Annotated in this window: 28 protein-coding genes; 16 read left to right on the top strand and 12 right to left on the bottom strand. The window is 74.3% G+C overall.

Going from position 1 to position 24,049, the window contains the following annotated elements:
- The 4 genes from ABZ479_RS19075 (at nucleotide 1) to ABZ479_RS19090 (ending at nucleotide 4,474) form a co-directional block, all read left to right on the top strand.
- Complete coding sequence (locus tag ABZ479_RS19075; protein ID WP_500462660.1) at nucleotides 1-696, top strand: DUF5987 family protein; 696 nt, start codon at nucleotides 1-3, stop codon at nucleotides 694-696.
- Nucleotides 693-2,342, top strand: a complete 1,650-nt coding sequence (locus tag ABZ479_RS19080) for an FAD-dependent oxidoreductase (protein WP_500462661.1) — start codon at nucleotides 693-695, stop codon at nucleotides 2,340-2,342. Before ABZ479_RS19075 ends, ABZ479_RS19080 begins: the two co-directional genes overlap by 4 nt.
- 33 nt (nucleotides 2,343-2,375) lie before the next feature.
- Nucleotides 2,376-3,323, top strand: a complete 948-nt coding sequence (locus ABZ479_RS19085) for a MerR family transcriptional regulator (RefSeq protein WP_500462662.1) — start codon at nucleotides 2,376-2,378, stop codon at nucleotides 3,321-3,323.
- Nucleotides 3,324-3,496: 173 nt separating this feature from the next.
- Nucleotides 3,497-4,474: an ABC transporter permease gene (locus ABZ479_RS19090; RefSeq protein WP_500462663.1), complete on the top strand. Its 978-nt coding sequence runs from the start codon at nucleotides 3,497-3,499 to the stop codon at nucleotides 4,472-4,474.
- Between the two features lie 199 nt (nucleotides 4,475-4,673).
- On the opposite strand, the gene ABZ479_RS19095 is transcribed toward ABZ479_RS19090, so the two are convergent.
- Nucleotides 4,674-5,468 carry an SDR family NAD(P)-dependent oxidoreductase gene (locus ABZ479_RS19095; protein ID WP_500462664.1) on the bottom strand — a complete coding sequence of 265 codons (795 nt, stop codon included), beginning with the start codon at nucleotides 5,466-5,468 and terminating at the stop codon, nucleotides 4,674-4,676.
- Between the two features lie 55 nt (nucleotides 5,469-5,523).
- Here ABZ479_RS19095 and ABZ479_RS19100 point away from each other — a divergent pair, with 55 nt between their 5' ends.
- Together ABZ479_RS19100 and ABZ479_RS19105 are read left to right on the top strand one after the other, a co-directional pair.
- Entirely contained in the window at nucleotides 5,524-6,930 is a 1,407-nt protein-coding gene (locus tag ABZ479_RS19100; protein WP_500462665.1) for an amidase, read from the top strand.
- A 5-nt stretch (nucleotides 6,931-6,935) separates the two neighbouring features.
- On the top strand, nucleotides 6,936-7,505 hold the full coding sequence (locus ABZ479_RS19105) for a TetR/AcrR family transcriptional regulator (RefSeq protein WP_499605211.1): 570 nt from the start codon (nucleotides 6,936-6,938) through the stop codon (nucleotides 7,503-7,505).
- Nucleotides 7,506-7,763: 258 nt separating this feature from the next.
- Here the strand turns inward: ABZ479_RS19105 and ABZ479_RS19110 are convergent, their stop codons facing one another.
- Nucleotides 7,764-8,324, bottom strand: a complete 561-nt coding sequence (locus ABZ479_RS19110; RefSeq protein ID WP_499605210.1) for an ester cyclase — start codon at nucleotides 8,322-8,324, stop codon at nucleotides 7,764-7,766.
- 131 nt (nucleotides 8,325-8,455) lie between these two features.
- Here ABZ479_RS19110 and ABZ479_RS19115 point away from each other — a divergent pair, with 131 nt between their 5' ends.
- The 4 genes from ABZ479_RS19115 (at nucleotide 8,456) to ABZ479_RS19130 (ending at nucleotide 10,475) form a co-directional block, all read left to right on the top strand.
- Nucleotides 8,456-9,070, top strand: coding sequence for a TetR/AcrR family transcriptional regulator (locus ABZ479_RS19115; protein WP_500462666.1), 615 nt, complete (start codon nucleotides 8,456-8,458; stop codon nucleotides 9,068-9,070).
- A gap of 149 nt (nucleotides 9,071-9,219) precedes the next feature.
- Nucleotides 9,220-9,489 carry a hypothetical protein gene (locus ABZ479_RS19120; protein WP_499605207.1) on the top strand — a complete coding sequence of 90 codons (270 nt, stop codon included), beginning with the start codon at nucleotides 9,220-9,222 and terminating at the stop codon, nucleotides 9,487-9,489.
- 215 nt (nucleotides 9,490-9,704) lie between these two features.
- Nucleotides 9,705-9,851 (top strand): hypothetical protein, encoded by a 147-nt coding sequence (locus ABZ479_RS19125; protein WP_500462667.1) that lies wholly within the window; start codon nucleotides 9,705-9,707, stop codon nucleotides 9,849-9,851.
- Nucleotides 9,852-9,899: 48 nt separating this feature from the next.
- Nucleotides 9,900-10,475, top strand: coding sequence for a chloramphenicol phosphotransferase CPT family protein (locus ABZ479_RS19130; RefSeq protein WP_500462668.1), 576 nt, complete (start codon nucleotides 9,900-9,902; stop codon nucleotides 10,473-10,475).
- Here ABZ479_RS19130 and ABZ479_RS19135 read toward each other — a convergent pair.
- Complete coding sequence (locus ABZ479_RS19135) at nucleotides 10,465-11,304, bottom strand: helix-turn-helix domain-containing protein (protein ID WP_500462669.1); 840 nt, start codon at nucleotides 11,302-11,304, stop codon at nucleotides 10,465-10,467. The genes ABZ479_RS19130 and ABZ479_RS19135 overlap by 11 nt on opposite strands.
- A 238-nt stretch (nucleotides 11,305-11,542) precedes the next feature.
- Nucleotides 11,543-11,935: an SRPBCC family protein gene (locus ABZ479_RS19140; protein WP_500462670.1), complete on the bottom strand. Its 393-nt coding sequence runs from the start codon at nucleotides 11,933-11,935 to the stop codon at nucleotides 11,543-11,545.
- Nucleotides 11,936-12,131: 196 nt separating this feature from the next.
- On the opposite strand from ABZ479_RS19140, the gene ABZ479_RS19145 reads away from it, so the two are divergent.
- Entirely contained in the window at nucleotides 12,132-13,112 is a 981-nt protein-coding gene (locus ABZ479_RS19145; RefSeq protein ID WP_500462671.1) for a D-cysteine desulfhydrase family protein, read from the top strand.
- A gap of 13 nt (nucleotides 13,113-13,125) precedes the next feature.
- On the opposite strand, the gene ABZ479_RS19150 is transcribed toward ABZ479_RS19145, so the two are convergent.
- Nucleotides 13,126-13,887, bottom strand: coding sequence for an alpha/beta hydrolase (locus ABZ479_RS19150; protein WP_500462672.1), 762 nt, complete (start codon nucleotides 13,885-13,887; stop codon nucleotides 13,126-13,128).
- Nucleotides 13,884-15,071 carry an MFS transporter gene (locus ABZ479_RS19155; RefSeq protein WP_500462673.1) on the bottom strand — a complete coding sequence of 396 codons (1,188 nt, stop codon included), beginning with the start codon at nucleotides 15,069-15,071 and terminating at the stop codon, nucleotides 13,884-13,886. Before ABZ479_RS19155 ends, ABZ479_RS19150 begins: the two co-directional genes overlap by 4 nt.
- A gap of 72 nt (nucleotides 15,072-15,143) precedes the next feature.
- Between ABZ479_RS19155 and ABZ479_RS19160 the strand changes: the two genes are divergently transcribed.
- Both ABZ479_RS19160 and ABZ479_RS19165 read left to right on the top strand, forming a co-directional pair.
- Nucleotides 15,144-15,902 (top strand): DeoR/GlpR family DNA-binding transcription regulator, encoded by a 759-nt coding sequence (locus ABZ479_RS19160; RefSeq protein WP_500462674.1) that lies wholly within the window; start codon nucleotides 15,144-15,146, stop codon nucleotides 15,900-15,902.
- Nucleotides 15,903-15,906: 4 nt separating this feature from the next.
- Nucleotides 15,907-16,506 carry an HAD family hydrolase gene (locus tag ABZ479_RS19165; RefSeq protein ID WP_500462675.1) on the top strand — a complete coding sequence of 200 codons (600 nt, stop codon included), beginning with the start codon at nucleotides 15,907-15,909 and terminating at the stop codon, nucleotides 16,504-16,506.
- Between the two features lie 33 nt (nucleotides 16,507-16,539).
- Here the strand turns inward: ABZ479_RS19165 and ABZ479_RS19170 are convergent, their stop codons facing one another.
- From ABZ479_RS19170 to ABZ479_RS19180, 3 genes are all read right to left on the bottom strand, one after another.
- Nucleotides 16,540-16,977: a Fur family transcriptional regulator gene (locus ABZ479_RS19170; RefSeq protein ID WP_500462676.1), complete on the bottom strand. Its 438-nt coding sequence runs from the start codon at nucleotides 16,975-16,977 to the stop codon at nucleotides 16,540-16,542.
- 78 nt (nucleotides 16,978-17,055) lie between these two features.
- Nucleotides 17,056-17,265, bottom strand: coding sequence for a DUF2180 family protein (locus ABZ479_RS19175; RefSeq protein ID WP_499605186.1), 210 nt, complete (start codon nucleotides 17,263-17,265; stop codon nucleotides 17,056-17,058).
- Nucleotides 17,266-17,436: 171 nt separating this feature from the next.
- Entirely contained in the window at nucleotides 17,437-18,063 is a 627-nt protein-coding gene (locus tag ABZ479_RS19180) for a TetR/AcrR family transcriptional regulator (protein WP_500462678.1), read from the bottom strand.
- 170 nt (nucleotides 18,064-18,233) lie between these two features.
- Here ABZ479_RS19180 and ABZ479_RS19185 point away from each other — a divergent pair, with 170 nt between their 5' ends.
- On the top strand, nucleotides 18,234-19,256 hold the full coding sequence (locus ABZ479_RS19185) for an aldo/keto reductase (RefSeq protein ID WP_500462679.1): 1,023 nt from the start codon (nucleotides 18,234-18,236) through the stop codon (nucleotides 19,254-19,256).
- Nucleotides 19,257-19,331: 75 nt separating this feature from the next.
- Here the strand turns inward: ABZ479_RS19185 and ABZ479_RS19190 are convergent, their stop codons facing one another.
- Complete coding sequence (locus ABZ479_RS19190) at nucleotides 19,332-19,820, bottom strand: carboxymuconolactone decarboxylase family protein (RefSeq protein ID WP_500462680.1); 489 nt, start codon at nucleotides 19,818-19,820, stop codon at nucleotides 19,332-19,334.
- Between the two features lie 125 nt (nucleotides 19,821-19,945).
- Here ABZ479_RS19190 and ABZ479_RS19195 point away from each other — a divergent pair, with 125 nt between their 5' ends.
- Nucleotides 19,946-20,872 (top strand): pirin family protein, encoded by a 927-nt coding sequence (locus ABZ479_RS19195; protein ID WP_500462681.1) that lies wholly within the window; start codon nucleotides 19,946-19,948, stop codon nucleotides 20,870-20,872.
- 57 nt (nucleotides 20,873-20,929) lie between these two features.
- Here ABZ479_RS19195 and ABZ479_RS19200 read toward each other — a convergent pair whose 3' ends face one another.
- Nucleotides 20,930-21,781: a formate/nitrite transporter family protein gene (locus tag ABZ479_RS19200; RefSeq protein WP_500462682.1), complete on the bottom strand. Its 852-nt coding sequence runs from the start codon at nucleotides 21,779-21,781 to the stop codon at nucleotides 20,930-20,932.
- Nucleotides 21,782-22,303: 522 nt separating this feature from the next.
- Between ABZ479_RS19200 and ABZ479_RS19205 the strand changes: the two genes are divergently transcribed.
- Entirely contained in the window at nucleotides 22,304-23,146 is an 843-nt protein-coding gene (locus tag ABZ479_RS19205; protein ID WP_500462683.1) for an IclR family transcriptional regulator domain-containing protein, read from the top strand.
- 45 nt (nucleotides 23,147-23,191) lie between these two features.
- Here the strand turns inward: ABZ479_RS19205 and ABZ479_RS19210 are convergent, their stop codons facing one another.
- Entirely contained in the window at nucleotides 23,192-24,049 is an 858-nt protein-coding gene (locus tag ABZ479_RS19210) for a dioxygenase family protein (protein WP_500462684.1), read from the bottom strand.

Genomic DNA, 24,049 nt, shown 5'->3' on the forward strand with positions numbered 1-24,049 from the left:
ATGCCCCCCACCCCGAGCCCCTCCGGCACCCCGGACGCCGCCACCCCCGGCATCGACCGGCGCGTCCTGCTGCGCGGCCTGGCCGCCGCCGTCGCCGCGCTGCCCACGCTGGGCACGGCCGCGGCACCGCCCGCCGCGGCCGCCACGCTCGGCTCCTGGCCGGTCTCGACCCTGGAGGCCTTCGCCGACACCCTCGTACCGGGGGAGCGGCGTTCGTCCTCCGACCGCGCCGTCGCCGGTGCCGCCCCCGGCCCGGGCGCCGTACAGGCCGGCGCGATCGCCCTCCTCACCTCGCCCGACCTCCCACTGGGACCGCTCCTGCCGGGCATCGCGGTACTGCTGGACGCCCGCGCCACCGCCTACGCGGTCAGCCGGCTCATCCTGCTCCCCATCGACCGCCCGCCCTTCGTCGGCCTCTCCTTCGACCACCGCACGAACCTGGTCGCCGGGCTCTTCCAGGCGGACGACCTCGACCGCCCCGTCTGGCAACTGCTGGCCTTCCTCGTCGGCCTGGCCTTCGACACCGCGGCCCACCGCCACACCGCGCAGGCCCTCGCCGAGGGTCACCCCGGCCTGGTCTGGACGGGCTTCCCGCCGCCCGGCGCCGACGGTCTGTGGCGCTTCCCGTCCCACTCCTACGGCACGGCCCTCGCCGAGCCGCACCCGGCCACCACCCCCTCCGGGAGCCCCGCATGAGCCCCCAGACCACCGATGTCCTCGTGATCGGCAGTGGTTTCGGAGGCGCGATCCCCGCCTACCACCTCGCCGCCGCGGGCGCCCGGGTCACCGTCCTCGAACGCGGACCGCGCCTGGCCACCGAGGACTTCACCCACGACCTCGACCTGGGCGCCTACCCCCGCATCGTCGACGTGATCAAGGGCGACGGCGTCTCGGTCGTCGCAGGCAACTGCGTGGGCGGCGGCAGCGTCGTCTACTTCGCCGCGTCACTGCGCGCGCCCTCCTTCGTCTTCGACCGGCGCGACGCGGCCGGACGGCGGCTGTGGCCCGCCTCCCTCAGCCGCACCGTCCTCGACCCCTGGTACGAGCAGGTCGAGCAGGCGCTGCCGGTGACGAAGCTCGACTGGCCCGACGTCTCCTACGCGGGCGGTGTGCTGGCCGCCGCCTGCGACCGCGCCGGACACACCTGCAACCCGGTGCCCGTCGCCGTCGACCGGGCCCGCTGCACCGACTGCAACTGGATGCTCTCGGGCTGCCGCTTCGGCGCCAAACGCTCCATGCTGCTCAACTACCTCCCCGCCGCCGAGGCCCACGGCGCGGAGATCCGCCCGCTGCACGAGGTCCAGCTGATCCGTCCCTCCACGGTCCCCGGCTACCGCTACGCCGTCGACCACACCACCGTCGACCCGGACGACTACACCTGCCCGACCGGCGTGGGCACCCTCCACACCAAGGTCCTGGTGCTGGCCGCGGGCGCCGTCGGCACCCCGGTCCTGCTGCAGCGGTCGGCACTCGCCCTGGGCGGAGTGCCGCCGGCCGTCGGCGGCTACTTCTCGGGCAACGGAGACCGGGTCAGCGTCGCGGAGATGGACGAGGGCAAGGTCCGCTCCCTGCTGGGGCTGTCGCGCAGCGCGTCCGTGGCGTACGAGGGCCTGCACATCGGGATGCCGATCACCGCGGCGTCGTTCGACCGCCTCGACGCGCGGGCGCCGCAGTTCACCCGCTTCACGCTCCAGCAGATCTACTTCCCGGCCGTCACCAACACCCTCGCCCAGACCGCCGGGCAGCGCTGGTCGGGCGTCGCCAAGAAGCAGATGCGTGCCCGCTGGCGCTCCTGGCTCACCGTGCTCGCCATGACCGAGGACGAGGCCGAGGGCAGCTTCGGCGTGCCGCCCCTCACCGGCAGCTTCACCCGGCTGGCCAACGGGCTGGGCCTGGGCAGCATGCGGTTCGCGCCGACGGCCGGCACCCGGCGCGGCTGGGCCGAGGCCGACGCCCACACCCGGGCGGTGCTGGAGCGGGACGGCCTGGCCACGGTCCGCCCGTGGAGCGAGGACGTCGCGGGCACGGTGACCGCCCACCCCCTGGCCTCCTGCCGGATCGGCGACGACGCCGCGATCTCCGCGCTGACCGACCTCAACGAGCTCCGCGGCCACCCCGGCCTGTTCGTGACGGACGGTTCCGCCGTCCCCACCTCCCTCACCGTCAATCCCTCGCTGACCATCGCGGCGCTCGCCGAACGGGCCTGCCCCGCCATCGCCGCCCGCTGCGCCCAGTACGGCGTCGCCGTGCGCTACGCGCCGAGCGATCCGCTCACCGGCGCGGCCGGCCGGGGCGAGGTCGCCGAGGCGGCACGGGCCGTCGCCGGCCGCGCGGGGGCTTGAGTCTCCCTCAGGGGGAGACGGAAGAGTGGGCGCGTGAACGGCGACGCGCACCACTCGATCGGTGACCTGGCCCGGCGTACCGGGCTGACGGTCAAGACCATCCGCTTCTACTCCGACCGGGGGATCGTGACGCCGGCCGGCCGCAGTCCGGCCGGCTACCGACGCTACGACGGCGCGGCCCTGGCCCGGCTGGAACTGGTGCGGACCCTGCGCGACCTGGGACTCGACCTCGCCACGATCCGGCGGGTCGTGGACCGGGAGCTGTCCCTGCCCGAGGCCGCGGCGGCCCACGCCGCGGCCCTGGAGGCGCAGATCCGCACCCTGCGGCTGCGGCGCGCGGTGCTGACGGCCGTGGCCCGGCGCGGGTCCACCCCAAAGGAGACGGAACTCATGCACGAACTGGCCGGGCTGTCCGCGCAGGAGCGCGGCCGGCTCGTCGACGACTTCCTCGACGCCGTTCTCGGCGCACCCGACGGCGACCGTGCGGATGCCTCCGCGATCGCGGGCCTGCGCCACACCCTCACCCCGGTGCTGCCCGACGACCCCCACCCGGACCAGGTCCAGGCCTGGGTGGAGCTGGCCGAACTCTCCCGGGACCCGGGGTTCCGGGCCGTCATGCACCGGGTGGTCGAGGAGCACGCGGCCGACCGCGCCCGTACCGGGACCGCACTGCCGCGCCGGGACGTCGTCGCCTCGGCCGGCGAAAGGGCCGGCGCCGCCGTGGCCGCCGGCGTCGACCCCGCCTCCGACCGGGCGCGTCCGGTCGTGGCGGCCGTCGCCGCGGAGTACGCCGGCCTCCTCGGCGCCGCGGACGGCGCCGAGCTCCGGGGACGGTTGCTGGGCCGGCTGCGGACCGCGTCCGACCCGCGCCGGGAGCGGTACGCCCGGCTCCTCGCGGTGATCAACGGGTGGCCCCCGCCGGCGAGCCGTGGGCCCGCCCTCGACTGGGCCGTCCGGGCCCTCGAGGCCGCCCCGGCCTGACCGCACGCCCCCGCGCCCGGCACGCGGAGTCCCGGGGGCACGTTCCGTCAGGTCGCGGGGGTGCACCACCGGCAGTAGCTTGGGCGGCGGGTTCGCCCCCGCAGCCCAGGCCGTGCAGCGACGCGGCCCGGGGCGGGGCCCGGCCGTCCGGAGGGCGCGATGAGGGTATGCCGATGACTCACCCCTCCGGGTTGTCGCGTTTCCGGCCGGCCGTGATCATCGTCCTGCTCCTGGCGGTGGGCGCGGGGCTGTTCGCCGGCTCGTACAGCTTCGCCATGGCGCATCCGACACCGCACCACATCCCCATCGGCGTCGTGGACGACTCCCCGCAGCTGCAGAGGTTCGTGGCGGGGATGGACGCGGACCTGAGCACCGAGCTGGTGCAGCGGCGCTTCGCCACGCGCGGGGACGCCGTCGACGCCGTCGACCGTCAGCAGGTGTTCGCCGTGGCGCAGACGAAGCCCGGGGGCGGCACTGTCTCGTTCGACCTGGTGCCGGCCGCCGGGGCCTCGGTGGCCCGCGTCCTGGCGGCGGCCGCCCCGACCGCTGCCCAGCAGGCCGGGGTGGGGCTCAGCCTGGGCGACCTCAGGCCGCTGCAGCCCGGCGACCCGCAGGGGCTCGCGATCTTCTACATCACCTTGGCCGCGGTCATCGTGGGCTTCCTCGGCGCGGTGCAGCTGACCGTGCACGCGACGGAGCTGAGACCGCTGGAGCGCTTCCTGACGGTCGTCGTGTACTCCGTGCTAGGCAGCCTCTCGATCGTGGCAACGGTGGACTGGGGCCTGCACGTCCTGCGCCTGCCCTTCCCGGAGTCCTGGGGGATCCTCACCCTCACGATGGTGACCTCGGGGCTGGTGTTCACGGCGTTCTACATGCTGTTCGGCAAGTGGGCCATCCTGCCGACGTGGCTGCTCATGGTGCTGCTGGGCAACCCGTCCTCGGGCGGCGCGGTCTCCTGGCTGCTCCTGCCCCAGCCGCTGGGCGCCGTCGGCCGCTGGCTGCCGCCCGGCGCGTCGGTGAACGCGCAGCACAACGCGATCTACTTCGAGGGCAACCAGTACGCCTTTCCGTACCTGGTGCTCATCGGGTGGGCGCTGGTGGCCGCCGCGGTCGCGTGGACCTGGCGCCGCCGCCGCTACCCGGACATGTGAAGCGCCCGGCTTCGCCGCGGCCGCGGGGCGGGTTCGTGGGCTGTCGAGCTGTGGCGGCTGCCCGGGGTGCCGGTGAACGTGCGGCGCGGGGCTGATGTGTTGCGCGGACGACCAGGATGCGCCGCCGGTTCATGGGGTACGTCGCAGGACGCCGTCCGGGACGCGGGGCCCGGGTGCCGGCCGTCCCCAGGGCGGCCGCTCAGCGGCGGTGCCGCTGGGCCGTCACGATGTCCTGCGTGACGCGGTCCGCCGATCCGCTGAGCCGCTGGACGCGGGCGGCGAACACCGGGAACTGCCCGGCGACGGCGGTGAGCAGGCGCAGCTCGGGCGGGGCCACGTTCACCTCGCCGAGGTTGCGCTCGACGGCCCGCACGACCCCTGACGTGACCTGGCGCGGCGTCACCGTACGGGCCCCGGCGGGCGCCCTGGCGCCGGTGTCGGCGAACATGCCCGCGTCCCTGACGAATCCGGGCTGCACCAGCGACACCCCGACGCCGGTGCCGTGCAGGTCCTCGCGGAAGCCGTGGGCGAAGCCGCGCAGTCCGAACTTGGTCGCGTTGTACAGGGAGGTGGAGCGCGAGGCGGCCTTGCCCGAGAGGGAGCCGATGAGGACGATGTGGCCCCGCCCGGCCGCGACCATGGCCGGCGCCAGCAGCCGTGCGAGCAGGACCGGCGCGCGCAGGTTCACCATCAGGGCGCGGTCGAGCTCGTCGGGGGAGTAGTCCAGCAGTTCGCCGCTGCTCGGCAGGGCGGCGTTCGCCACGAGGACGTCGACGCCGGCGCACTCGGCGGCCAGCCGCTCCACGTCCGCCCGGTCCGCCAGGTCGGCGGGGACGGCGCTGGCGTCCAGGCCCTTCGCCAGGGGTTCGAGGACGTCGGCGCGGCGCCCGCTGAGGGTCAACCGCGCTCCTCTGGCGGCGAGTTCGCGAGCCATGTCCTGGCCGAGCCCACCCGTGGCACCGGTGAGCAGAACGGTTGCACCGGCGATGCGCATCCGTCTAACCTCCCGTCTCGTTCGTTCGAACGAACAATAGGGAGAGGGGGCGGCCGTGTCCACTGCCCGTACCGAGGGCCTGGCGGCGCAGGCACGTGCGCTGCGCGAAGGCGATGTCACCGCGGCGGAACTGGTGCGCACGGCGCTCGAACGCGTCGCCGCCACCCAGCCGACCGTCAACGCCTTCCGCCGCGTCCGCGCCGAGGCGGCCCTCGCGGAGGCCGAGGAGGCCGACCGGCGGCTGGAGCGCGGCGAGCGGCTGCCGTTGCTGGGCGTTCCCGTCGCGATCAAGGACGACACGGACCTGGCGGGCGAGCCCACCGCGTTCGGCTGCGCCGGGGACTTCGCGGCCAAACCGGAGGACGGCGAGGCGGTACGGCGCCTGCGCGCGGCCGGCGCGATCGTCGTCGGCAAGACCAACACCTGCGAGCTGGGGCAGTGGCCGTTCACCGAGGGCCCCGCGTTCGGAGCCACCCGCAACCCGTGGGACCTCGGGCACACGCCCGGCGGATCCTCCGGCGGCGCCGCGGCGGCGGTGGCCGCCGGGGTGGTGGCCGCGGCGCTCGGCTCGGACGGGGCGGGCTCGGTCCGCATCCCCGCGGCGTGGACCCGTCTGGTGGGCATCAAGCCGCAGCGCGGCCGGGTCTCCACGTGGCCGGACGCCGAGTCCTTCCACGGCCTGACCGTCAACGGCCCGCTCGCCCGCACCGTGGGCGACGCGGCGCTGCTGCTGGACGCCGCCGCCGGACAGCACCCGGGCGACCTCCACCGGCCGCCGGGCATAGCGGCGGTCGAGGCGGCCGGACGGGAACCGGGCCGGCTGCGGATCGCGGTGTCCTGGCGGCCCCCGTTCGTCGCCGCCCGCGCCCCGCTCCACCCGGGCGTGCGCCGCGCGGTCGGCGACCTGGCCGACGCGCTCGCCCGGCTCGGCCACGACGTGGAGGAGGCCGAGCCGCGCTACGGCCTGATCGGGTTCGGCTTCCTGCCCCGCGCGTTCGCCGGCATCAGCCAGTGGAGCGACCGCGTACCGGACCGCACGCTCCTCGATCCCCGCACGCTTGCCGCCTCCCGGAACGGGCGCCTGCTCGCCGGGGCCGCCCTGCGCCGGGCCCGCCGTGCGGAGGGCGGCCAGCACCGCCTGATCGGGGAGGTCTTCTCCCGCTTCGACGTGCTCCTCACCCCGGCCACCGCCACCCCGCCCCCGGCCGTCGGTGCCATGGCGGAGCTGTCCGGCCGGCGGACCGACCGGGCGGTGATCGCGGCCTGCCCGTACGCCTGGCCGTGGAACGTGCTCGGCTGGCCCGGCATCAGCGTCCCCGCGGGTTTCTGCGAGGGTCTGCCGGTGGGCGCCCAGCTCCTCGGGCCCGCCCACAGCGAGCCCCTGCTGATCTCGCTCGCGGCGCAACTGGAGGGCGATCAGCGCTGGTACGAGCAGCGGGCCCCGGCCGCGGTGACAGAATGACGGACATGCCCAACCCCGCCGGCACCCGCCAGAACATCATCAGCGCCGTCCTGCGGATCATCGGCCAGGACGGTGTCGCCGCGGTCACCAACCGGCGCATCGCCCAGGAGGCCGGGGTGTCCCTCGGCTCGGTCACCTACCACTTCGCCACGCAGCACGACCTGTTGCGGGAGAGCCTGCTGCACTTCGTGGAGGAGGAGACCGGCCGCTTCACCGAACTCGCCGCCCGGGGCCGGCAGGAGGGCCTGGACGTCAAGGGCGCCGCGGCGCTGGTCGGGCAGGTCGCCGAGGGGACGGGCTTCGACAGCACGCACCTCGCGCCCTTCGAGCTGTACGTCCAGGCCGGTCGTGACCCCGCGCTGCGGGAGGCCGCGGCCGAGTGCTTCGCCGCCTACGACCGCCTCGCCGCGTCCGTCCTGACCGGTCTCGGCGTTCCGGACGCCGAGGAGGCCGCCTCGACGGTGGTGGCCCTGGTCTTCGGCATGCAGATGCGCCGTCTGGCCACCGGCAGCTCCGCCGAGAGCCTGGTCGACGCGCTGCTCCTGCTCGCACGGGGTGCCTCGGGCCCCCGCTGAGCCGGGCCGCTGAGGCGGGTCCGCTGAGTCCGGCCTGCCGTGCGCCACAGCACGGCAGAAGACGGGCCCGGGGCCGCGGCGGGTTCACCGGGGTCGTGCCGCCCGGCACGGCGTGCCGGATCGCCGGCAGGGCCCGGGCAGCGCCCCGCCCCGGTCCCGTACTCCAGCACCCCGCGGGCGGCCTCGCGCAGCACGTACCGGCGCCGGTCCCGCCACCCGTACCAGCGGGTGCCGGCCCGCCGGTACGCACCGGTGGCGTCAGCCGCGCGCCTGCCCGGCCGCCTCGGCGGCCAGCTTCGTGACCTCCTCGGCGGCCCGCTTCGCGCGTCCGGAGACCTTCCAGGCGACCATGCGCATGGCGACGGCCGGCGACGGGGGGAAGACGCCGAGCTGGCCCAGCATCGTCACGTCGTCGCGCAGCGCCTCGTGCCGGACGACCTTGCCGTCACGGAGGTCGAGCAGGTGCACCTGCTCGAAGTCGACCTCGCGCCCCGTGGGCGGGATCGCCTGGTCGAGGACGCCGTCGCGGAAGCGCACGAACGGGCCGGTGTGCCGTCCCTGCATGCGCAGCCGGATCCAGACCTGGTCGTCGTTGCGGGCGATGCCCAGCACCGGGAAGCGCAGGTCGGCGAAGGCCGAGCGGAGCCACGCGCCGGAGGCGAGCGTGCCCGCCGGGCCGGGTATCGAGCAGGCCGCGGGCGAGACGGCCGCCTCGCGGTTGTGGTTGTCGGGTCCCACGACCTCGGCGGCCAGTGCCGCGTCGCCCGTCTCCAGGATCCGGAAGAGCCCCTCGGCCAGGTCCTTGGCGTCCATCGCCATCGTTCCCATCTTTCGCCCGCCCGCCCCGCGGGCCGGTCTCGGCGGACGTGCAGGCCGCGCGTCCAATATTGAGGTTATAGAGGACCGATTGGATAGGTCAAAGCGGCATGGATGTCCCGTAGGATGCCGCCATGTCCACCAAGCGCGCTTACGTCTCCCCGCTCCGAGAACAGGCCGCGGCGCGCACGCGTGCGCTGATCCTCGAACAGGCCGAGCTGCTCTTCGCCGAGCGCGGCTACGGCCGGGTGACCGTCGCCGACATCGCGACGGCGGCCGGGGTCGCGTCGAAGACCGTCTTCGCCAGCGTCGGCAGCAAGTCGGACATCCTGGACCGGATCGTCGACAAGGCCGTCGTCCGCTCCGGATACGAGGAGGCCGTCGCGCGCATCCTGGCCCTGAGGACGCCCGAGGAGGTCCTCAAGGCGCTCGCCGGCGGTACCCGGGCGGGCAACGAGAGCCAGTTCAAGGCGCACGAGGCGATTCGCAAGGCACTGCCCGTGCACGAGAACGGCGAGGCGCTGTGGGAAAGAGCGACGGCCGACTACCGGGCGGCGTTGCGCGCGGTGGCGCGGCATTTCCTGGAAGTCGGCGCCGCCGCGCCGCGGTACTCGCCCGAGGAGACCGCCGACCTGCTCTGGCTCTGGTTCGGCCCGACCGGCTGGCGGACGCTGGTGGTGGAGAACGGCTGGTCGTGGGACCGGGCCGAGGAAGTCCTGTACCGCACCGCCGCGTCCGCCCTCGGCTGACCCCCGCCGCTTCCCGGTCGCCGAGGAATTCGGCGGGAGGGGCGTGATGAGACGTCATAAAACGGGCCGGGGTGTCACTCGTTAAGGCGATCCGTGGATTGACGGACGTTCACCGGGGAATGCGTTCTTCCGAAAGGGAGTGATTCTTCATGGATTTGAAGATTCGCAGGCTCGTTTTCGGTGCGGGAATGCTGGGCGTGGTGCTGGGCGCCGTGGTCGGGGCGCTCTCGGCGGGCACGCTCTACAGCGTCTTCGTCGGTGCGTTGCTGTGCGCCACGGCCGGTGTCGTCGCGGTCCTCTACTGGGGTGAGCACGGAGGTGCCCGGCGCCGCCGTGTCCGGTGGGCGCAGCGACCCGAGCAGATCCCGCACCCGCGGCGCTTCGGGCGGCTCGACGGCCCCGACGCCTTCCGCTACTGACCCGACGGGGCGTGGCGCCCGGGACCGGTGCGCGCGAGCGCCGGGTTCCCGGGCGCCCCCATACAACGGCCGAAGCGGGGAAGGCGGGCATTCGACGCCGAAGTGGAGGTGCCCATGTCCCCCGTGTCCGACCGTGTCCACGACCGCCGCCATCCGTACGGCGGCCCCCTCGTCCCGTGCCGGCGAACGCCCCTCCCGCACACGGAGGATCTGCGATGATCGCCGCGTTGGTGCTCGGGCTGCCGGTGTTCCTGCTCGGGCTGATGCTCGTCCTGTCCGCGGTGGAGGACCGGATCATCGCTCCTCCCCCCACCACCCAGCCGCCGACGGGTCCCAACGCGCCCGGCACGCAGACGCCGTAGGGCGACCGCCCGCCACTGCCGCGGCGGTCCGGCGGCGGAGGAGGCACGTTGACCGGAGCCGACGCGACCGACGCCGGTTCCGGCGGCCTCATCGTCTTCCTCAACGGGACGTCCAGTTCCGGGAAGTCGAGCATCGCCGGGGAACTGCTGCTCACCCTGGACGGGACCTGGTTCCACCTGCCCGTGGACGCCTTCCACGCCATGCGGTCCCGTCGCGAGGTGACCGCGCAGGAGCTTCCGGGCGTGCTGCGGCGCACCTGGCGGGGCTTCCACCGGGCGGTCGCGGGCATGGCCGCCGGCGGCAACAACGTCCTGGTCGACCACGTGCTCAGCGAGCCGTGGCGGTTGCGGGACTGCCTGGGTCTGTTCCCGGCCAGGGACGTCGTCCTGGTCGGGGTGCACTGCTCGCTCGCGGAACTGCGGCGGCGGGAGCGGGAGCGCGGCGACCGTCCCGAGGGTCTGGCGGCCCGCCAGTTCGGGCTCGTCCACGCCCACGGCCACTACGACGTCGAGTGCGACACGACCGCTGCCCCGGCGGCGGAATGCGCCCGCCGCATCCGTGACTTCCTGCCTCGCAGGCCCTTCCCGACCGCGTTCGAGCGGCTGGCGGCCGTCAGCCGGTGAGGGCCTGGGTGCCGAGGACGGTGAGCAGCGCCAGGCGGTCGGCGTCCTCGGTGCCGGGCTCGGCGGTGTACACCATGATGCGCAGGTCGCTGCCGGTCACGGTGAGCACGTCGCAGTCGAGGGTCAACGGGCCCACGCGCGGGTGGTCGACGGTCTTGCGGGCCGCCTCGTGCCGGCCGACCGCGCCGGCGTCCCACAACCTGGCGAACCGGTCGCTGTGCGCGCGCAGGTCGGCGACGAGCCGGCGCACCCGCTCGTCGGCCGGGTAGCGGTCGGCGGCCGCGCGGAGGTCGGCGACGAGCGCCGACTCGAAGGCGGGCAGGTACTCCGGGGTGCGCCGGACCCGCCCGGGCTCGCCGACGAAGTGGTTCCAGACCCCGTTGCGCTCGTTGCCGCGCCGGCCGGACGGATCGCCCATCAGCGCCGTGTACGGCGGGTTGGCCACCAGCAGCGTCCAGGAGGCGTCGTAGACGGCGACCGGGGTTCCGCTCAGCCGGTCGAGCAGTCGCTGCACGCTGGGGGTGATGTACGCGGGGACGGCGTCCGGCCCCGGGGGCGCCAGGCCGGCCAGCTGGAACAGGTGCCCGCGCTCGTCGGGGGACAGCCGCAGGGCCCTGGCCAGGGCCTCCACGACCTGGGCGGACGGATGGGAGGCCCGGCCCTGTTCGAGCCGGGTGACGTAGTCGACGGAGATTCCCGCGAGCTGGGCCAGTTCCTCCCGGCGCAGTCCCGGGGCACGCCGGTGGCCGCCGACCGGCAGCCCCGCGGCCTCGGGCGCCACCCGTTCCCGCCACCGTCGCACCGCCCTGCCGAACTCCGTCGCCGCCATGCCCCCAGTGTGCTGCGCCGGAGACGAGGGTGCCTGGTACCAGGAGGGCCAGGAGGGCCGCCGGTGCCGGACGCGGGTGCACACATTTGACTCAGTCCAAACTGGGTTCTACGTTGGGTCGAAGCGGAGGCAGGGCTTCCGGGCCCGCAGGGACGTGCGCGCACCCGGGCGCCGGCCCCTCGCTACGGCGGGGCGGCCCGCGCCGACAGTTGGCCCCGGCGCGGGCCGCCCCGCCGACTCACTCGGTGGCCAGGCGCGACAGACGGTGCAGGCTGTCGTCCAGCGCCCGGTCGACGACGTCCTCCGGGGGCGCGATGCCCTCTTCCGCGAACGACAGGTGGATGGTCACCTCACTGCTGCGTTCGCCGGTGCGGTCCACCTGCAGCCACCCCGCGTAGCGGTCGTCCTCGCTGGTGCCCCACTCCAGCCGTTTGTGCGCGCGGTCGGCCCGGAAGAGCGCGGCGGCGTCGCGGCCGGTGTCGTCGTCGTGGACGGTGACGGCGGGCGGTTCCGCGGCGCGTACGTGCAGTTCGCCGGGCAGCCAGGACTCGATGCGGCCGAGGTCCTCCGCCCGGTCGAAGACCCGGTCCGCGGGGGCCGTCATGTTCATGGAGCGCTCGAACTCACTCACGGCGATCCTCCTCAGGGGAGACGTCGAGTGGGGAGACTTCGAGTGTCCCTCCGGCCCGTGGCCGCAGCCACCGCGCGCCGTCCGTCCTCCCGGAGCGGCGGGCCGGACGGCGGCGCCCACCACGCAGCGCCCACAATGGAGTCCACCGGTGCCCGGAGCGCCGGCAACCACCGCACAGAACCTTGGAGCGCAGCCGATGCCCGGCAAGATCACGCTGTCCGCCTGGCCCACCCCCGTCGAGCCCGCGCCGAGGCTGGCCGCCGCCCTCGGCCTGGACGCGGACGACCTGTGGATCAAGCGCGACGACCTCATGGGCCTCGGCGGCGGCGGCAACAAGGTCCGCAAGCTCGAGTGGACCGTCGGCGAGGCGCTCGACGCGGGCGCGGACACCCTGGTGACGGTCGGTGCGGCGCAGAGCAACCACGCCCGCCTGACGGCTGCGGCCGGCGCCCGTCTCGGCCTCGACGTCGTGCTCGTCTTCCCCGGCGAGGAACCCGCGACCGGGTCCGGCACCGGCAACCTCGTCCTCGACGGGCTCTTCGGCGCCAGGGTCGTCTGGGCCGGGGAGGCCGAGCCGGCCGGCCTCGCGGACGCGGCCGAGGAGGTCTGCGGGCACCTGCGCCGTGAGGGCGCGCTGCCCCACCTCATCCCCTTCGGCGGTTCCAGCGCCACCGGCGCCCGCGGCTACGTGGAAGGCGGCGAGGAGCTCCGCGCCCAACTGCCCGACGTCGACCACGTGGTGGTGGCCCTCGGCTCCGGCGGCACCATGGCCGGTCTGGTGGCCGCGCTGGGGGAGGAGAGGGTGCTCGGCGTCCACTGCGGCGCCGTGACCGGACCCGCCGCGATCGTCGCGGACCTCGCCGGTGCGGTCGCCCGGCGCGCCGTCGACCCGGAGGCGCTGCGCATCCGCACCGACCAGGTCGGCGCGGGCTACGCGACGCTCCACGCACCGGTCCTGGACGCGATGCGGACGGCGGCGGCCACCGAGGGCGTCGTCCTGGACCCCACCTACACCGGGCGCGCCATGGCGGGCCTGGCCGCCGCCGTGCGCGACGGGGACATCCGCCGCGGACAGCGCACGGTCTTCCTGCACACCGGGGGCCTGCCCGGGCTGTTCGGGCACGCCGAGGCCGTCCGCCGCTCGGTGGCCGCGCTGCGCCGGTACGAACGGAGCTGACGGGACCGGGAGTTCACGCCCCGTCGTGCAGGACGGCGTCGACGAACCGGCCGCGCGGCTCGGGGTTGCCGGTGAACCACAGGGCGAGCCGGTGATCGGCGTCCGGGTAGGTGAGCCGGGTGAAGCGCGCGCGGGAGCCCCCGAGCGCGGCCGCGACGGCCTCGGTGACGGCCGGCGGGATCACCTCGTCGGCGGCCGGTGTCGCCAGCACCGCGCGGCCGGACAGGGAGCGGAAGACGTCGAGGGCGGACGAGGTGCGCCAGCTCTCCGGCGTACGGATGATCTCGGTGAAGCCCGCCCCGAACGGCACGCTCCACGCCTCGGCCGCGTACACGGCCGGTGCGCACAGGCCCACGGACGCCACCCGGGCGCCGTAGTGCCGCACGAGGTCGGCGACGGTCTGCCCGCTCATGCTGAAGCCGATGACGGCCAGCCGGTGCCGGGGCGGGACGTGCCCGTCGACGACCGCCCGGGCCTGGAGGAAGCGCTGTCGCAGGCTGGACCGCGCGAGCAGGCCGGTGCTGTCGCCGTGTCCGGAGAAGTCGAGGGACAGCGCGTGGTGACCCCGGTCGGCGACGTCGCCGAGCAGTCCCGCCAGCCGCTGCCGGTCGCTGGTGCCGGCGCCGTGCAGGACGACGGCCGTTAGCGGTTCCCCGGGGCCCGTGTGCGCCGTGCCCGGGCGGGCGGAGGAGCAACTCAGGGACTCACCGTCGCAGTTCACGGTGAAGGACCCGGTCACCACGGAGTCCGAGGCGGTACGGTCGGTGCGGGTCATGCGGTCGGGACCTCCTGCCGTGCCGGGGCGGTGCGCGCGGACGGGCGCAGGATGCCGGCCGCCGCGGCCGCGACGGCACAGCATGCCACGGGCAGCAGGAAGGTGAGGTTGAGCGGCATGAGATGGGTCAGCGGCCCGATGACCGCGGGGCCCGCGAGCATGCCCAGGTAGCCGAGCCCCGCGACCCGGGAGACGTTGGCGCCCGCGGCCGCCGGATCGGCGTGGCCCGCCGCGCTGAACAACTGGGGCACGCAGCCGGACAGTCCGGCGCCGAAGACGGCCCAGCCGGCCACCGCCAGGGCCACCCAGGGCGACAGTGCCGCCGCCAGCAGCCCGGCCGCGGCCACCAGGGCGCCGACCCGCAGGACGGCCGTCGGGCCGACGCGTGCCGCCAGGCGGTCCACGACGAAGCGGCCGGCCGTCATGGCGGTGGAGAAGGCCCCGTAGGCGAGCGCCGCGGTGGCGGCCGGCGCGTCCAGCACCGTGCTCAGGTGCAGCGTGCTCCAGTCGTTCGCGACGCCCTCGCACATCATGATCATCAGCGCGAGCACGGCGAGTGCCCAGATGCGCCGCGGCGTTCCCCGGCGTTCGGGCCGGCCGGTGTCCGCGGCCTCCTGGTGGCGGGCGGCGGGCCGCAGCAGGGCGGGTGCCGCCGCGGCTGCGACGACGACGCCCAGCGCGCCCACGACGCCCAGCGTTCCGGCCGGGCTCCAGCCCAGGCTCAGCGTGCGCGCGCCCACCAGCGCGGCCAGGACGCCGCCGACGGAGAAGGTGGCGTGGAAGGCCGACATGACGGGGCGTCCGTAGGCGTGCTCGACCTGGACGGCGTGGGCGTTCATGCTCACGTCCAGACTGCCGTTGCCGATGCCCAGCAGCAGCAGACCCGCCCCCAGGGTCCAGGCGTCCCCCGCGAGACCCGGCAGGACGAGGGTGGCGCTGCACAGCGCCGCGCTGACCGGCACGACCGTACGGGCGCCGAGGCGGTCGGTGAGCGGGCCGACGATCTGCATGCCCGCGAAGGCCCCCGCGCCGAGCAGCAGCAGGAGCCAGCCGAGCGTGGCGTGGCCGATCCCGGTGCGGTGCTCGATCTCGGGGATGTGCACGATCCACATCCCCAGCAGGAAGCCGTTGAGCACGAAGTAGGCGAAGGTGGCCATCCGCGCGGCCCGAGGTGTTCTGTTCACACAACGAACATAGCGAACAGATTTTGGTTTCGAAACCTTGCCTTTCGAACGTTGAAGCTGTTCAATGCTGTCATGGCTGGTACCGACCGACTCAGGCAGATCACCGAGGCCGTGCAGGAGGCGGGGCGCCTCGGCGTCGCCGAACTGGCCACCCTCACCGGCGCCTCGGAGATGACTGTCCGCCGTGACCTGGAGGTCCTGGCCGCCCAGGGCGTCCTGGAGCGCTACCGCGGCGGTGCGCGGAGCCTGTTGCTGCGCGGCGAGGAGCCGCCGTTCGGGCTCAGGTCCCAGGAGGGGCAGGAGACCAAGCGGCGCATCGCCGCCGAGGTCGCCGGACTGATCGCCGACGGCGAGGCCGTCGTGCTGGACAGCGGTACGACCTGCCTGGAGGTGGCCCGGGCCCTCGAACCGCGCCGGCTGACGGTGATGCCGCTGTCCCTGCACTCCGTCAACGCCCTGACCGGCGCCCCGCACCTGACGCTGCTCGTCCCCGGCGGGCGGCCGCGGCCCGGCGAACTGGCCCTCACCGGGCCCCTGACCGAGGCCTCACTGGCCGCGCTGCGCTTCGACACCGCCGTCATCGGCTGCTGCGGGCTCAACGCCGCCAACGGCCTCACCGCCTACGACCTGGACGACGCCGCCGTGAAGCGCGCCGCGATCGCCTCGGCCCGCCGTGTCATCGCCGTGACGGAGGGCGACAAGCTCTCCCGCACCGCCCTCGCCTTCGTCGCCCCCGCCGGCGCGCTGCACGCCGTCGTCACGGACGACTCGGCCCCGCGGGACGCGGTCGGCGCGCTGTCCGCGGCGGGCGTCACGGTGCGGCAGGTGTGACCGCGTGGCCGGCGCCGTGCTCTTCGACCTCTTCGGTGTCATCGCCCGTCCCCAGTCCGCGGAGGGCAGGGAACGGCTGGTCCGTACGGCGGGGGTGCCCGCGACCGGCTTCTGGGACGCCTACTGGGGACTCCGCCCTCCCTACGACCGCGGGGAGTTGACCGGGCCCGCCTACTGGGACGGTGTGGCGGCGGCCCTGGGCACCCGCTTCGACGCCCGGCGCACCGCGGCGCTCGTCGCCGCCGACGTCGACAGCTGGAGCGCGGTCGACCCCTCGATGGTCGCCCTCGTCGGGGAACTCGCCGCCCAGGGGCGTCGCATCGGGCTGCTCTCCAACATCCCCGAGGAACTCGCCGTCCACTACGAGGCGCGCCACACCTGGCTGCGGCACTTCCGGGTGCGCGCCCTGTCCTGCCGCACCGGCCGCGCCAAACCCGACCCGGACGCCTACCACGGGTGCCGGGACGCCCTGGGCGGGGACCCCGCGCGCATCCTCTTCGTGGACGACCGCCCGGAGAACGTCCGCGCGGCGGAGGCGGCCGGCATGCGCGGCCACCTCTTCACCACCCCGGGTCGGCTCAGGGAGCGCCTGGCGGATATATGACGCCGCGTCAGGCGGCCGTGCCGGCCTGGTCGTTCACGCCTGCGCGGTCGACTTCCGGCAGTCGGCGCACAGGCCCCACCAGGTGATCTCGGCCTCGTCGACGGTGAAGCCCTTGTCGTCCACGGGCTCCAGGCAGGGGGCCGCGCCGACCGTGCAGTCGACGTCCTCGACGCGGCCGCAGCCGCGGCACACCAGGTGGTGGTGGTTGTCGCCGACGCGCAGTTCGTAGCGGGCGGCGGAGCCGGCGGGCTCGATGCACCGGACGAGTCGTGCCCGGGTCAGGTCGTCGAGCACGTTGTAGAGGCCCTGCTTGGACAGTCCACCCGCGCCCGGGGAGCCGACGTTGATCCGCGCCTCGAGTTCGGAGGCGGTGGAGTGGGGATGGCCCCGGAGGGCGCCGAGGATGGCGCGCCGCTGTGCCGTGCTGCGCAGCCCCTTGCTCTTGAGCAGGTCGCCCACTGGCTGCTCCATGGCGGCGTCACGCTCCTTCGGCGGCTGCGCAAGAGATTTGACGAAGTCAATTCTAGTCGGGGTGCCGTACGGCCGCGCTCAGTCGGCGGTCTCGGCCGTGTGGCAGGTGGCGCAGACGACCCGGCGCGCGGGCAGCCTGCTGGTCGCCCGGCCGAGGCCCCTGGGCTGGTGGACGGGGAGGCGGACGACGCGGGAGTGGTCCGCGCAGGTGACCAGGCCGCAGCGGGTGCAGACGCCGATGCCCTCGCTGTCGTGGCGCGCCTCCTGGACGCAGTCGTAGCACTTCACGGGAGTTCGCTCCGGGTGGGTGGGGGAGGGGCGCGGCTCTCGTCGCCCCGCCCCTCGAACGTAAGGCCGAGAATTGACTGAGTCAAATCTCGGCCTTACATATCTCCGGCGCATGTTCCGGCGTACGGACGGGCATGCGATCCGCCGCGCGTTCCGCCCCGCGGGCAGGCTTCAGGCCGGCGGGCGGCGGAAGGTGCCGTACCACTCCGACTCGGCGAGGTCCCGGGCGACCGCCTCGTCCCGGGCCGGGTCGCCCATCGCCACCTGGCGCGCGATGACCTGCTCGCCGCCCCAGGCCAGCACCTGTGCGGCGGCCTCCGCGTCGACCCCCCGGTGGAGGCGCCCGGCCTCCTGCTCCTCCTCGATCAGCGTGGCGATGTGCCGGGTGAACCGGCCGAGCTCGCGCACCATCGCCTCGCGCATCTCGGCGTCGTAGCTCGCCACCTCCGCGATGGCGGCGAGCAGCGGGCCGCGCTCGCGGTAGTAGGCCAGCTGCTCCGCGTAGATCGACGCCAGGCCGTCGGGGCCGCCTTCCGGCCCGGTCGGCCGCCAGTCGCCGCCGATCCGGAACAGCCCTTCCTTCATGTGCGCGGTGAGCCGGATCAGCAGGTCGGTCTTGTCGCGGAAGCACAGGTAGAAGGTCGACCGCGCCACGCCCGCCTCCGCGGCGATGCGCTGGACGCCGAGCTCGGTGAAGGTGGCGCCCGCCTGGAGGAGCCGCTCGGTGGCGGCGAGTACCGCCGCCTCCGACTCCGCGCGGCGTCCGGTCTGCCGGGTCGGGCGGGTGATCGATGCCATGCGTGCTGCTCCCTGGTCGGCCGGACGTGCGTGGTCTCCGCCGCAGGTCACGGTAGCGCCTCGGACATGGTGTCCGACACCATGTCGTGCATACTGTCCGATGTGCCCCCAGCGGTGCACCGCTGTCCGGACCGCGCGGCAGTGACACGCAAAGGCAAGGCGACGACGACATGCGCTACACGCGACTTGGCAACACCGGCCTCCTGGTGTCCCGGCTCGGCCTGGGCACCATGTCCTTCGGCGGGGGCGACCACGAGTTCTGGAAGAGGCTCGGCGGCCTCGGGGACACCGAGTCCGGCAAGATGCTCGACGCCGCGCTCGACGCCGGTGTGAACCTGATCGACACCGCGAACATCTACTCCGACGGGGAGTCGGAGGAGGTGCTCGGGCGGATCCTCGGCGGCCGGCGCGACGACGTCGTCCTCGCCACGAAGGTCTTCGCGAGGATGGGTGTCGGCCCCAACGACATGGGCCTGTCCCGCGTCCACGTCATGCGCGAGCTGGAGGCCAGCCTGCGGCGGCTGGGCACCGACCGGATCGACCTGTACCAGATCCACAGCTTCGACCAGTTGACGCCGCTCGAGGAGACCCTCCGCACGCTCGACGACGCGGTGCGGCAGGGCAAGGTGCGCTACATCGGCGCCTCGAACCTCGCGGCCTGGCAGCTGATGAAGGCGCTGGGCATCTCGGCCGTGCACGACCTCGAGCGCTTCGCCTCCCTGCAGGCCTACTACTCCCTCGTCGGCCGGGACATCGAGCGCGAGGTCCTTCCCGCCGTCCGTGACCAGGACCTCGGGCTGCTGGTCTACAGCCCCCTCGCGGGCGGCTTCCTGAGCGGCAAGTTCCGCCGCGGCACCGAGCGCGACCTGTCGACGCGCTGGGGCAAGGCCTCGAACCCGCCGGTCGACGAGACGCGCGGCCACGACGTCGTCGACCGCCTCGACGAGGTCGCCGGACGGCACGGCGCGACGGTCGCCCAGGTGGCCCTCGCCTGGGTGATGCAGCAGCCCGGGGTCAGCAGCGTGCTGGTCGGCGCGAGCCGCATGGACCAACTGCAGGCCAACCTCGCCGCGGCCGAGCTGACGCTCACCGAGGACGACCTCGCCGCCCTCGACGAGGTCAGCCGGCTCGCCCCGGAGTACGTCGAGCGCGTGCAGTCCGGCCCGGGCGCGGTGCGCAAGGCGAACGGCTGATCCGCCCGTGCACGCGCGGGGCGCGGCCCCGCCGTCATGTACGGCCGGTCCGCGCCCCGCGCGTACGGGACGGCCTCACTGCCTCGGGCCGGGGCGGACCGGGTGCTTGCTCAGGATGGAGACCCGGTTGAAGGAGTTGATGGTGATCGCCACCCAGATGAGGGCGGAGAGCTCGTCGTCCCCGAACACCTCGCGCGCGGCCTGGTAGGCCTGCTCCTGGGCGCCGGCGTCGGTGGGGTCCGTCGTCACCTCGGCCACCGCGAGCGCGGCGCGCTCGCGCGCGGTGAACAGCTCGGTGTCGCGCCACGCCGGCAGTACGTTCAGCCGCTGCGGGGTCTCGCCGGCGGTGAGGGCGGCCCTGGTGTGCCGGTCGAGGCAGAAGGCGCAGCCGTTCAGCTGCGACACGCGTATGTTCACCAGTTCCACCAGGTCGCGTTCGAGGCCGGCCTCGGCGGCCACGGCCCGTACGGTCTCGGCGGCCGCCACCATCGCCTTGTAGGCGCGCGGGCTCTGCTTGTCGATGAAGATCCGCCTGCTCGGCCGTACCACCGTGGTGTCGCTCACCAGCACTCCTTCGCCGGGCCGTCTCCGGCCGTCGCGGGATGCGCCGTCGTCCGTCGCGGGCATCGCCGTATCATCAGGACCATGATTGTTGAAGTTCGAAGCAGTCGACGTGTGAGAAGCGCGACATGAGCGAGTTCCGGTCAGCCACCACCGTGGAGATCCTGTCCGCCCGCGACGTCCCGCTCGGCGGACCCCGTGCGATGACCGTGCGGCGCACCCTGCCGCAGCGGGACCGCTCGCTGATCGGCGCCTGGTGCTTCGCCGACCACTACGGTCCGGACGACGTCTCCGACACCGGGGGCATGGACGTCGCGCCGCACCCGCACACCGGGCTCCAGACCGTGAGCTGGCTCTTCAGCGGCGAGATCGAACACCGCGACAGCCTCGGGACGCACGCGTTGGTGCGGCCCGGCGAGCTCAACCTCATGACCGGCGGGCACGGCATCAGCCACTCGGAGGTCTCCACCGAGCGCACCACCGTGCTGCACGGCGTCCAGCTCTGGGTGGTGCTCCCCGAGCGTCACCGCGACACCGCCCCCGCCTTCCAGCACCACGTCCCGGAGCCCGTGGCGCTCCAAGGGGGCGTGGCACGGGTGTTCCTCGGGTCCCTGGCGGGTGACACCTCGCCGGTGCCGACCTTCACCCCGCTGCTCGGCGCCGAACTCGTCCTCGACCCCGGCGCGACCGTCGTGCTCGCGGTCGACCCGGCCCACGAGCACGGGCTGCTCGTCGACAGCGGCGACGTCGAGCTGGCCGGCACTCGGCTGAGCCCGGCCGAACTCGGCTACCTGGCCCCCGGCCGCGACACCCTGACCCTGACCAACCACTCCGACGCCCCCGCCCTGGCGGTGCTGCTCGGCGGGCCGCCCCTGGGCGAGCGGATCATCATGTGGTGGAACTTCATCGGCCGCACCCAGCAGGACATCGAACAGGCCCGTGCCGACTGGATGACGGGCACCCGGTTCGGTGAGGTCAAGGGCTACGACGGCGACGCGCTGCCCGCCCCCGAGCTGCCGCGCGTGCCCCTGAAGCCGCGGGGGAACGTGCACTGACCGGCGCGGTCCAGCGGTGGTCCTCCGGGCACACCGCCGGCCCGCCGTCCGTGTCGCTCAGACCGGGACCGACTCCGGGGCCTCGGCGGGGGCGGGCCCGCCGGCGGGCCTCCCCGGCCTGCCGCGGCCCAGGAACGCGTACGCGGCGCCGACCAGCAGGCCGCCGCCGACGAGGTTGCCGAGGCCCACGAACAGCAGGTTGCGCGCGAAGCCCGCGGCCGTCGCGTCCGGCACGTGCTCGAACATCCCCAGCGAGTAGTACGTCATGTTCGCCACCACGTGCTCGAAGCCGGAGCCGACGAACGCCAGCAGGGCCCAGAAGATCAGCGTGATCTTGGCGCCGTCCGACCTGGTCCGCGCGGCCATCCAGACGCCCAGGCAGACCAGGAAGTTGCAGAGCACACCGCGGAAGAACAGCGCCGAGCCGGACTCCGCGGCCTTCGTCTCGAGGAGGGAGGTGAGCAGCGTGAGGGCCGGCGCGGCGTGCCCGGGAGCGGCACCGGCGCCGATGACCCCGCTGCCGTGCACCACCAGGGCGAAGAGCACGGACCCGATGAGGTTGCCCACGAACGAACCCACGATCAGGGCGGCCGCGTTGGCACCGCTGATGCTGCGGACGAGGACGCCCTGGACGCTGGTCATCATGTTGCCGGTGGCGAGTTCGGCGCCGGCGAAGACCACCAGGACGAGCCCCACGGCGAACAGCAGGCCCTGGACGAGCTTCGTGAACGGCGACCCCGCGGCCGCCAGCGGTCCGGTGACCGTGAGCAGCAGCACCGCCGCGATCCCGATGAACGCGCCGGCCAGCAGGGAGCTGACCAGGTAGCGGCCCGGACTGAGGAGGCCGGCGGCCTTGTCGGCGGCGGTCTGCCCCTGCTCGTCGAGGGCCTGGGACACGGGGATCGGCATGGTGTCACCTCTTCACTGATGTACCGGAATGTCCGTCATGCGTTTCCCGATGCTAAATCCGTGCGGGCGCCGCGGAGGAAAAGGAGTTGCACGTCACAACGGGGAAGGGGGGTTCTCTCATCGGCGGGCAATCAGCTGCGCACGTCCGGGTCAAAGAGAATCCAGCCGTCGGTAAAGTGGCGCTGTGTGACCGGTTGACGTGCAGGTGGGGGGCGGTGTGGGGATGACCGCAGAGGCGATCACCGAAATGCCCGCGGATGCCGCGGGGCCTGATGGGTGGCAGATGAAACTACTTCCCGGTCGGCCCTGGCGCGGGAAAGGACTGCCGGGCCGGTGTACCTGACCGTTCGCGGGGAGGGCGGCCGGCGCGGACGATCGTCCGTACAATGGCCGCCGAGAGGATGTCCGTGCGGCCGGGACCGCCGAAGGGGAACGGACGCAGGCGCGACGCCGGCTGCGGACGGTCCGCCCTGCGGTCACCGGTGGACGGGGCATCGCGGACGTGGAGCCGGGAGGCATCGGATGGCAGGGCGCGGAAGCGGTCCCGACTTCGTGGAGGCGCTGGCCCGCGGCCTGGACGTGCTCGGCTGCTTCGGCGCCGTGCACCGCCGGCTGACGCTCAGCGAGATCGCCGCCGCCACGGGGCTGGCACGCCCCACCGCGCGCCGTCTGCTGCTGACGCTGGAGGAACTCGGCTACGTCCGCACCGACCAGGGCGCGTTCACCCTCACCCCGCGCGTGCTGCGCCTCGGGATGTCCTACGTAGGCTCGCTCGGCCTGTGGGACGTGGCCCGCCCCCACATGGAGGCACTGGTCACGCAGACCGGGGAGTCGTCCTCGATGGCGCAGCTGGACGGCTCGGACATCGTCTACGTGGCCAGGGTCTCCGTACCGAAGATCATCGCGCTGCGGGTGGACATCGGCACCCGGTTCCCCGCCCCGCAGACCTCCCAGGGCAAGGTGCTGCTGGCCGCCCTGGGCCCGCAGGAGCTGGAGGCCGTCCTGGCCGAGCCCAGCCGCTCCGGGCTGCCGGACCTGCCGCGGCGGGCGCCCGGCGAGTTCGCGGCGGAGCTGCGCACGGTCCGGGCCCGCGGCTGGGCGCTGGCCGACGAGGAACTCGCGCCCGGCGTACGGTCGGTCGCCGTGCCGGTGCGGGACGGGGACGGTGTCGTCCGCGCCGCGATGAACGTCACCGTGCACGCCGCCGAGACCGGCGTCGACGTGCTCACCGGCACCTACCTCCCCCTGCTGCTGCGCGCGGCCGGGGAGGTGTCGGCGGACTGGGCGCTGTGGCAGAGCCGCCCCCACGGCGAGGTCCGGCGGCCCGCCGCGGCGCCGGCCCCCGGCGGCACCGCCGCGGGCTGAGGCGTACGCCGGGCTGCCGCCGGCCCCGGCGCGCCGCCCGGCCTCTCAGCGGGGCTGCAGGACGACGTCGAACTCGGCGTGCAGATGCGGCACGTCGAGCGACGTGCCGTCGGGAGCGGTGCCCGCGGGACGCTCGGTGAACCGCACCACCAGCGCCTCCTTCGTCCCGAAGACGACGTCGCTGTCCAGGTAGTCGCTGCCCTCCTGGAACAGATGGGTGATCAGCCTCTCGTAGCCCGGCTCGTCGACGAGGAAGTGCACGTGCGCCGGCCGGAAGTGGCTGATGTCGGTGCTGCCGACCAGGTCGCCGACCGGTCCGTCCATGGGGATGGCGTACCCGCGCGGGGCGATGGTGCGCACGCAGTAGGTGCCGTCCTCCCGCGCCCGGTACTTCGCGCGCAGCCGGGCCTCGTCGACCTCCGGGAGCTGCGCCTCGTAGGCGCCGTCCGCGTCCGCCTGCCACACGTCGAGGACGGCGCCGGGGACGGGCTTGCCCTCCAGGTCGGTGACCTTGCCGGTGATGAACAGCGGCGTTCCGGGGACGCCGTCGGACATGTCGAAGCCGTACGGGGCGGCGGGCGACCCGTCGATGTGGAACGGGCCGAGCACGGTGGCCGGGGTCGCCCGCGGCGCGAACCTGTTGTTCAGCTGCACCACGAGGGTGCTCAGCCCGAACACGTCGGAGGCGAGGATCAGTTCCTGGCGCTTGTCGTCGCTGATCCGGCCCGCCGCGGTCAGCCACCGGATCGCGGCCATCCACTCGTCCTCGCCGAGTTCCACCTCGCGGGCGAACGCGTGGAGGTGGCGGACCAGCGCGGACAGCAGCTCCGCCTGGCGCGCGTCGTGCGAGGTCGCCCAGCGCTGGGCCGCCAGTTCGGTGAGGTTCTCCTCGTTGACGAACAT

Origin of the sequence: Streptomyces sp. NPDC005722 (assembly GCF_040630935.1) — a bacterium.
In the GTDB taxonomy this organism is placed as follows: domain Bacteria; phylum Actinomycetota; class Actinomycetes; order Streptomycetales; family Streptomycetaceae; genus Actinacidiphila.

What these genes read in the sequence shown, in the direction of transcription:
- ABZ479_RS19095 (WP_500462664.1), bottom strand. Translation starts at nt 5,468, where the DNA reads ATGCGCATCGCCGGTGCAACCGTTCTGCTCACCGGTGCCACGGGTGGG.
- ABZ479_RS19185 (WP_500462679.1), top strand. Translation starts at nt 18,234, where the DNA reads ATGCGCTACACGCGACTTGGCAACACCGGCCTCCTGGTGTCCCGGCTC.
- ABZ479_RS19090 (WP_500462663.1), top strand. Translation starts at nt 3,497, where the DNA reads ATGACTCACCCCTCCGGGTTGTCGCGTTTCCGGCCGGCCGTGATCATC.
- ABZ479_RS19195 (WP_500462681.1), top strand. Translation starts at nt 19,946, where the DNA reads ATGAGCGAGTTCCGGTCAGCCACCACCGTGGAGATCCTGTCCGCCCGC.
- ABZ479_RS19200 (WP_500462682.1), bottom strand. Translation starts at nt 21,781, where the DNA reads ATGCCGATCCCCGTGTCCCAGGCCCTCGACGAGCAGGGGCAGACCGCC.
- ABZ479_RS19150 (WP_500462672.1), bottom strand. Translation starts at nt 13,887, where the DNA reads ATGACCCGCACCGACCGTACCGCCTCGGACTCCGTGGTGACCGGGTCC.
- ABZ479_RS19160 (WP_500462674.1), top strand. Translation starts at nt 15,144, where the DNA reads ATGGCTGGTACCGACCGACTCAGGCAGATCACCGAGGCCGTGCAGGAG.
- ABZ479_RS19180 (WP_500462678.1), bottom strand. Translation starts at nt 18,063, where the DNA reads ATGGCATCGATCACCCGCCCGACCCGGCAGACCGGACGCCGCGCGGAG.
- ABZ479_RS19135 (WP_500462669.1), bottom strand. Translation starts at nt 11,304, where the DNA reads ATGGCGGCGACGGAGTTCGGCAGGGCGGTGCGACGGTGGCGGGAACGG.
- ABZ479_RS19105 (WP_499605211.1), top strand. Translation starts at nt 6,936, where the DNA reads ATGCCCAACCCCGCCGGCACCCGCCAGAACATCATCAGCGCCGTCCTG.
- ABZ479_RS19080 (WP_500462661.1), top strand. Translation starts at nt 693, where the DNA reads ATGAGCCCCCAGACCACCGATGTCCTCGTGATCGGCAGTGGTTTCGGA.
- ABZ479_RS19110 (WP_499605210.1), bottom strand. Translation starts at nt 8,324, where the DNA reads ATGGCGATGGACGCCAAGGACCTGGCCGAGGGGCTCTTCCGGATCCTG.
- ABZ479_RS19145 (WP_500462671.1), top strand. Translation starts at nt 12,132, where the DNA reads ATGCCCGGCAAGATCACGCTGTCCGCCTGGCCCACCCCCGTCGAGCCC.
- ABZ479_RS19125 (WP_500462667.1), top strand. Translation starts at nt 9,705, where the DNA reads ATGATCGCCGCGTTGGTGCTCGGGCTGCCGGTGTTCCTGCTCGGGCTG.
- ABZ479_RS19205 (WP_500462683.1), top strand. Translation starts at nt 22,304, where the DNA reads ATGGCAGGGCGCGGAAGCGGTCCCGACTTCGTGGAGGCGCTGGCCCGC.
- ABZ479_RS19210 (WP_500462684.1), bottom strand. Translation starts at nt 24,049, where the DNA reads ATGTTCGTCAACGAGGAGAACCTCACCGAACTGGCGGCCCAGCGCTGG.
- ABZ479_RS19170 (WP_500462676.1), bottom strand. Translation starts at nt 16,977, where the DNA reads ATGGAGCAGCCAGTGGGCGACCTGCTCAAGAGCAAGGGGCTGCGCAGC.
- ABZ479_RS19120 (WP_499605207.1), top strand. Translation starts at nt 9,220, where the DNA reads ATGGATTTGAAGATTCGCAGGCTCGTTTTCGGTGCGGGAATGCTGGGC.
- ABZ479_RS19075 (WP_500462660.1), top strand. Translation starts at nt 1, where the DNA reads ATGCCCCCCACCCCGAGCCCCTCCGGCACCCCGGACGCCGCCACCCCC.
- ABZ479_RS19115 (WP_500462666.1), top strand. Translation starts at nt 8,456, where the DNA reads ATGTCCACCAAGCGCGCTTACGTCTCCCCGCTCCGAGAACAGGCCGCG.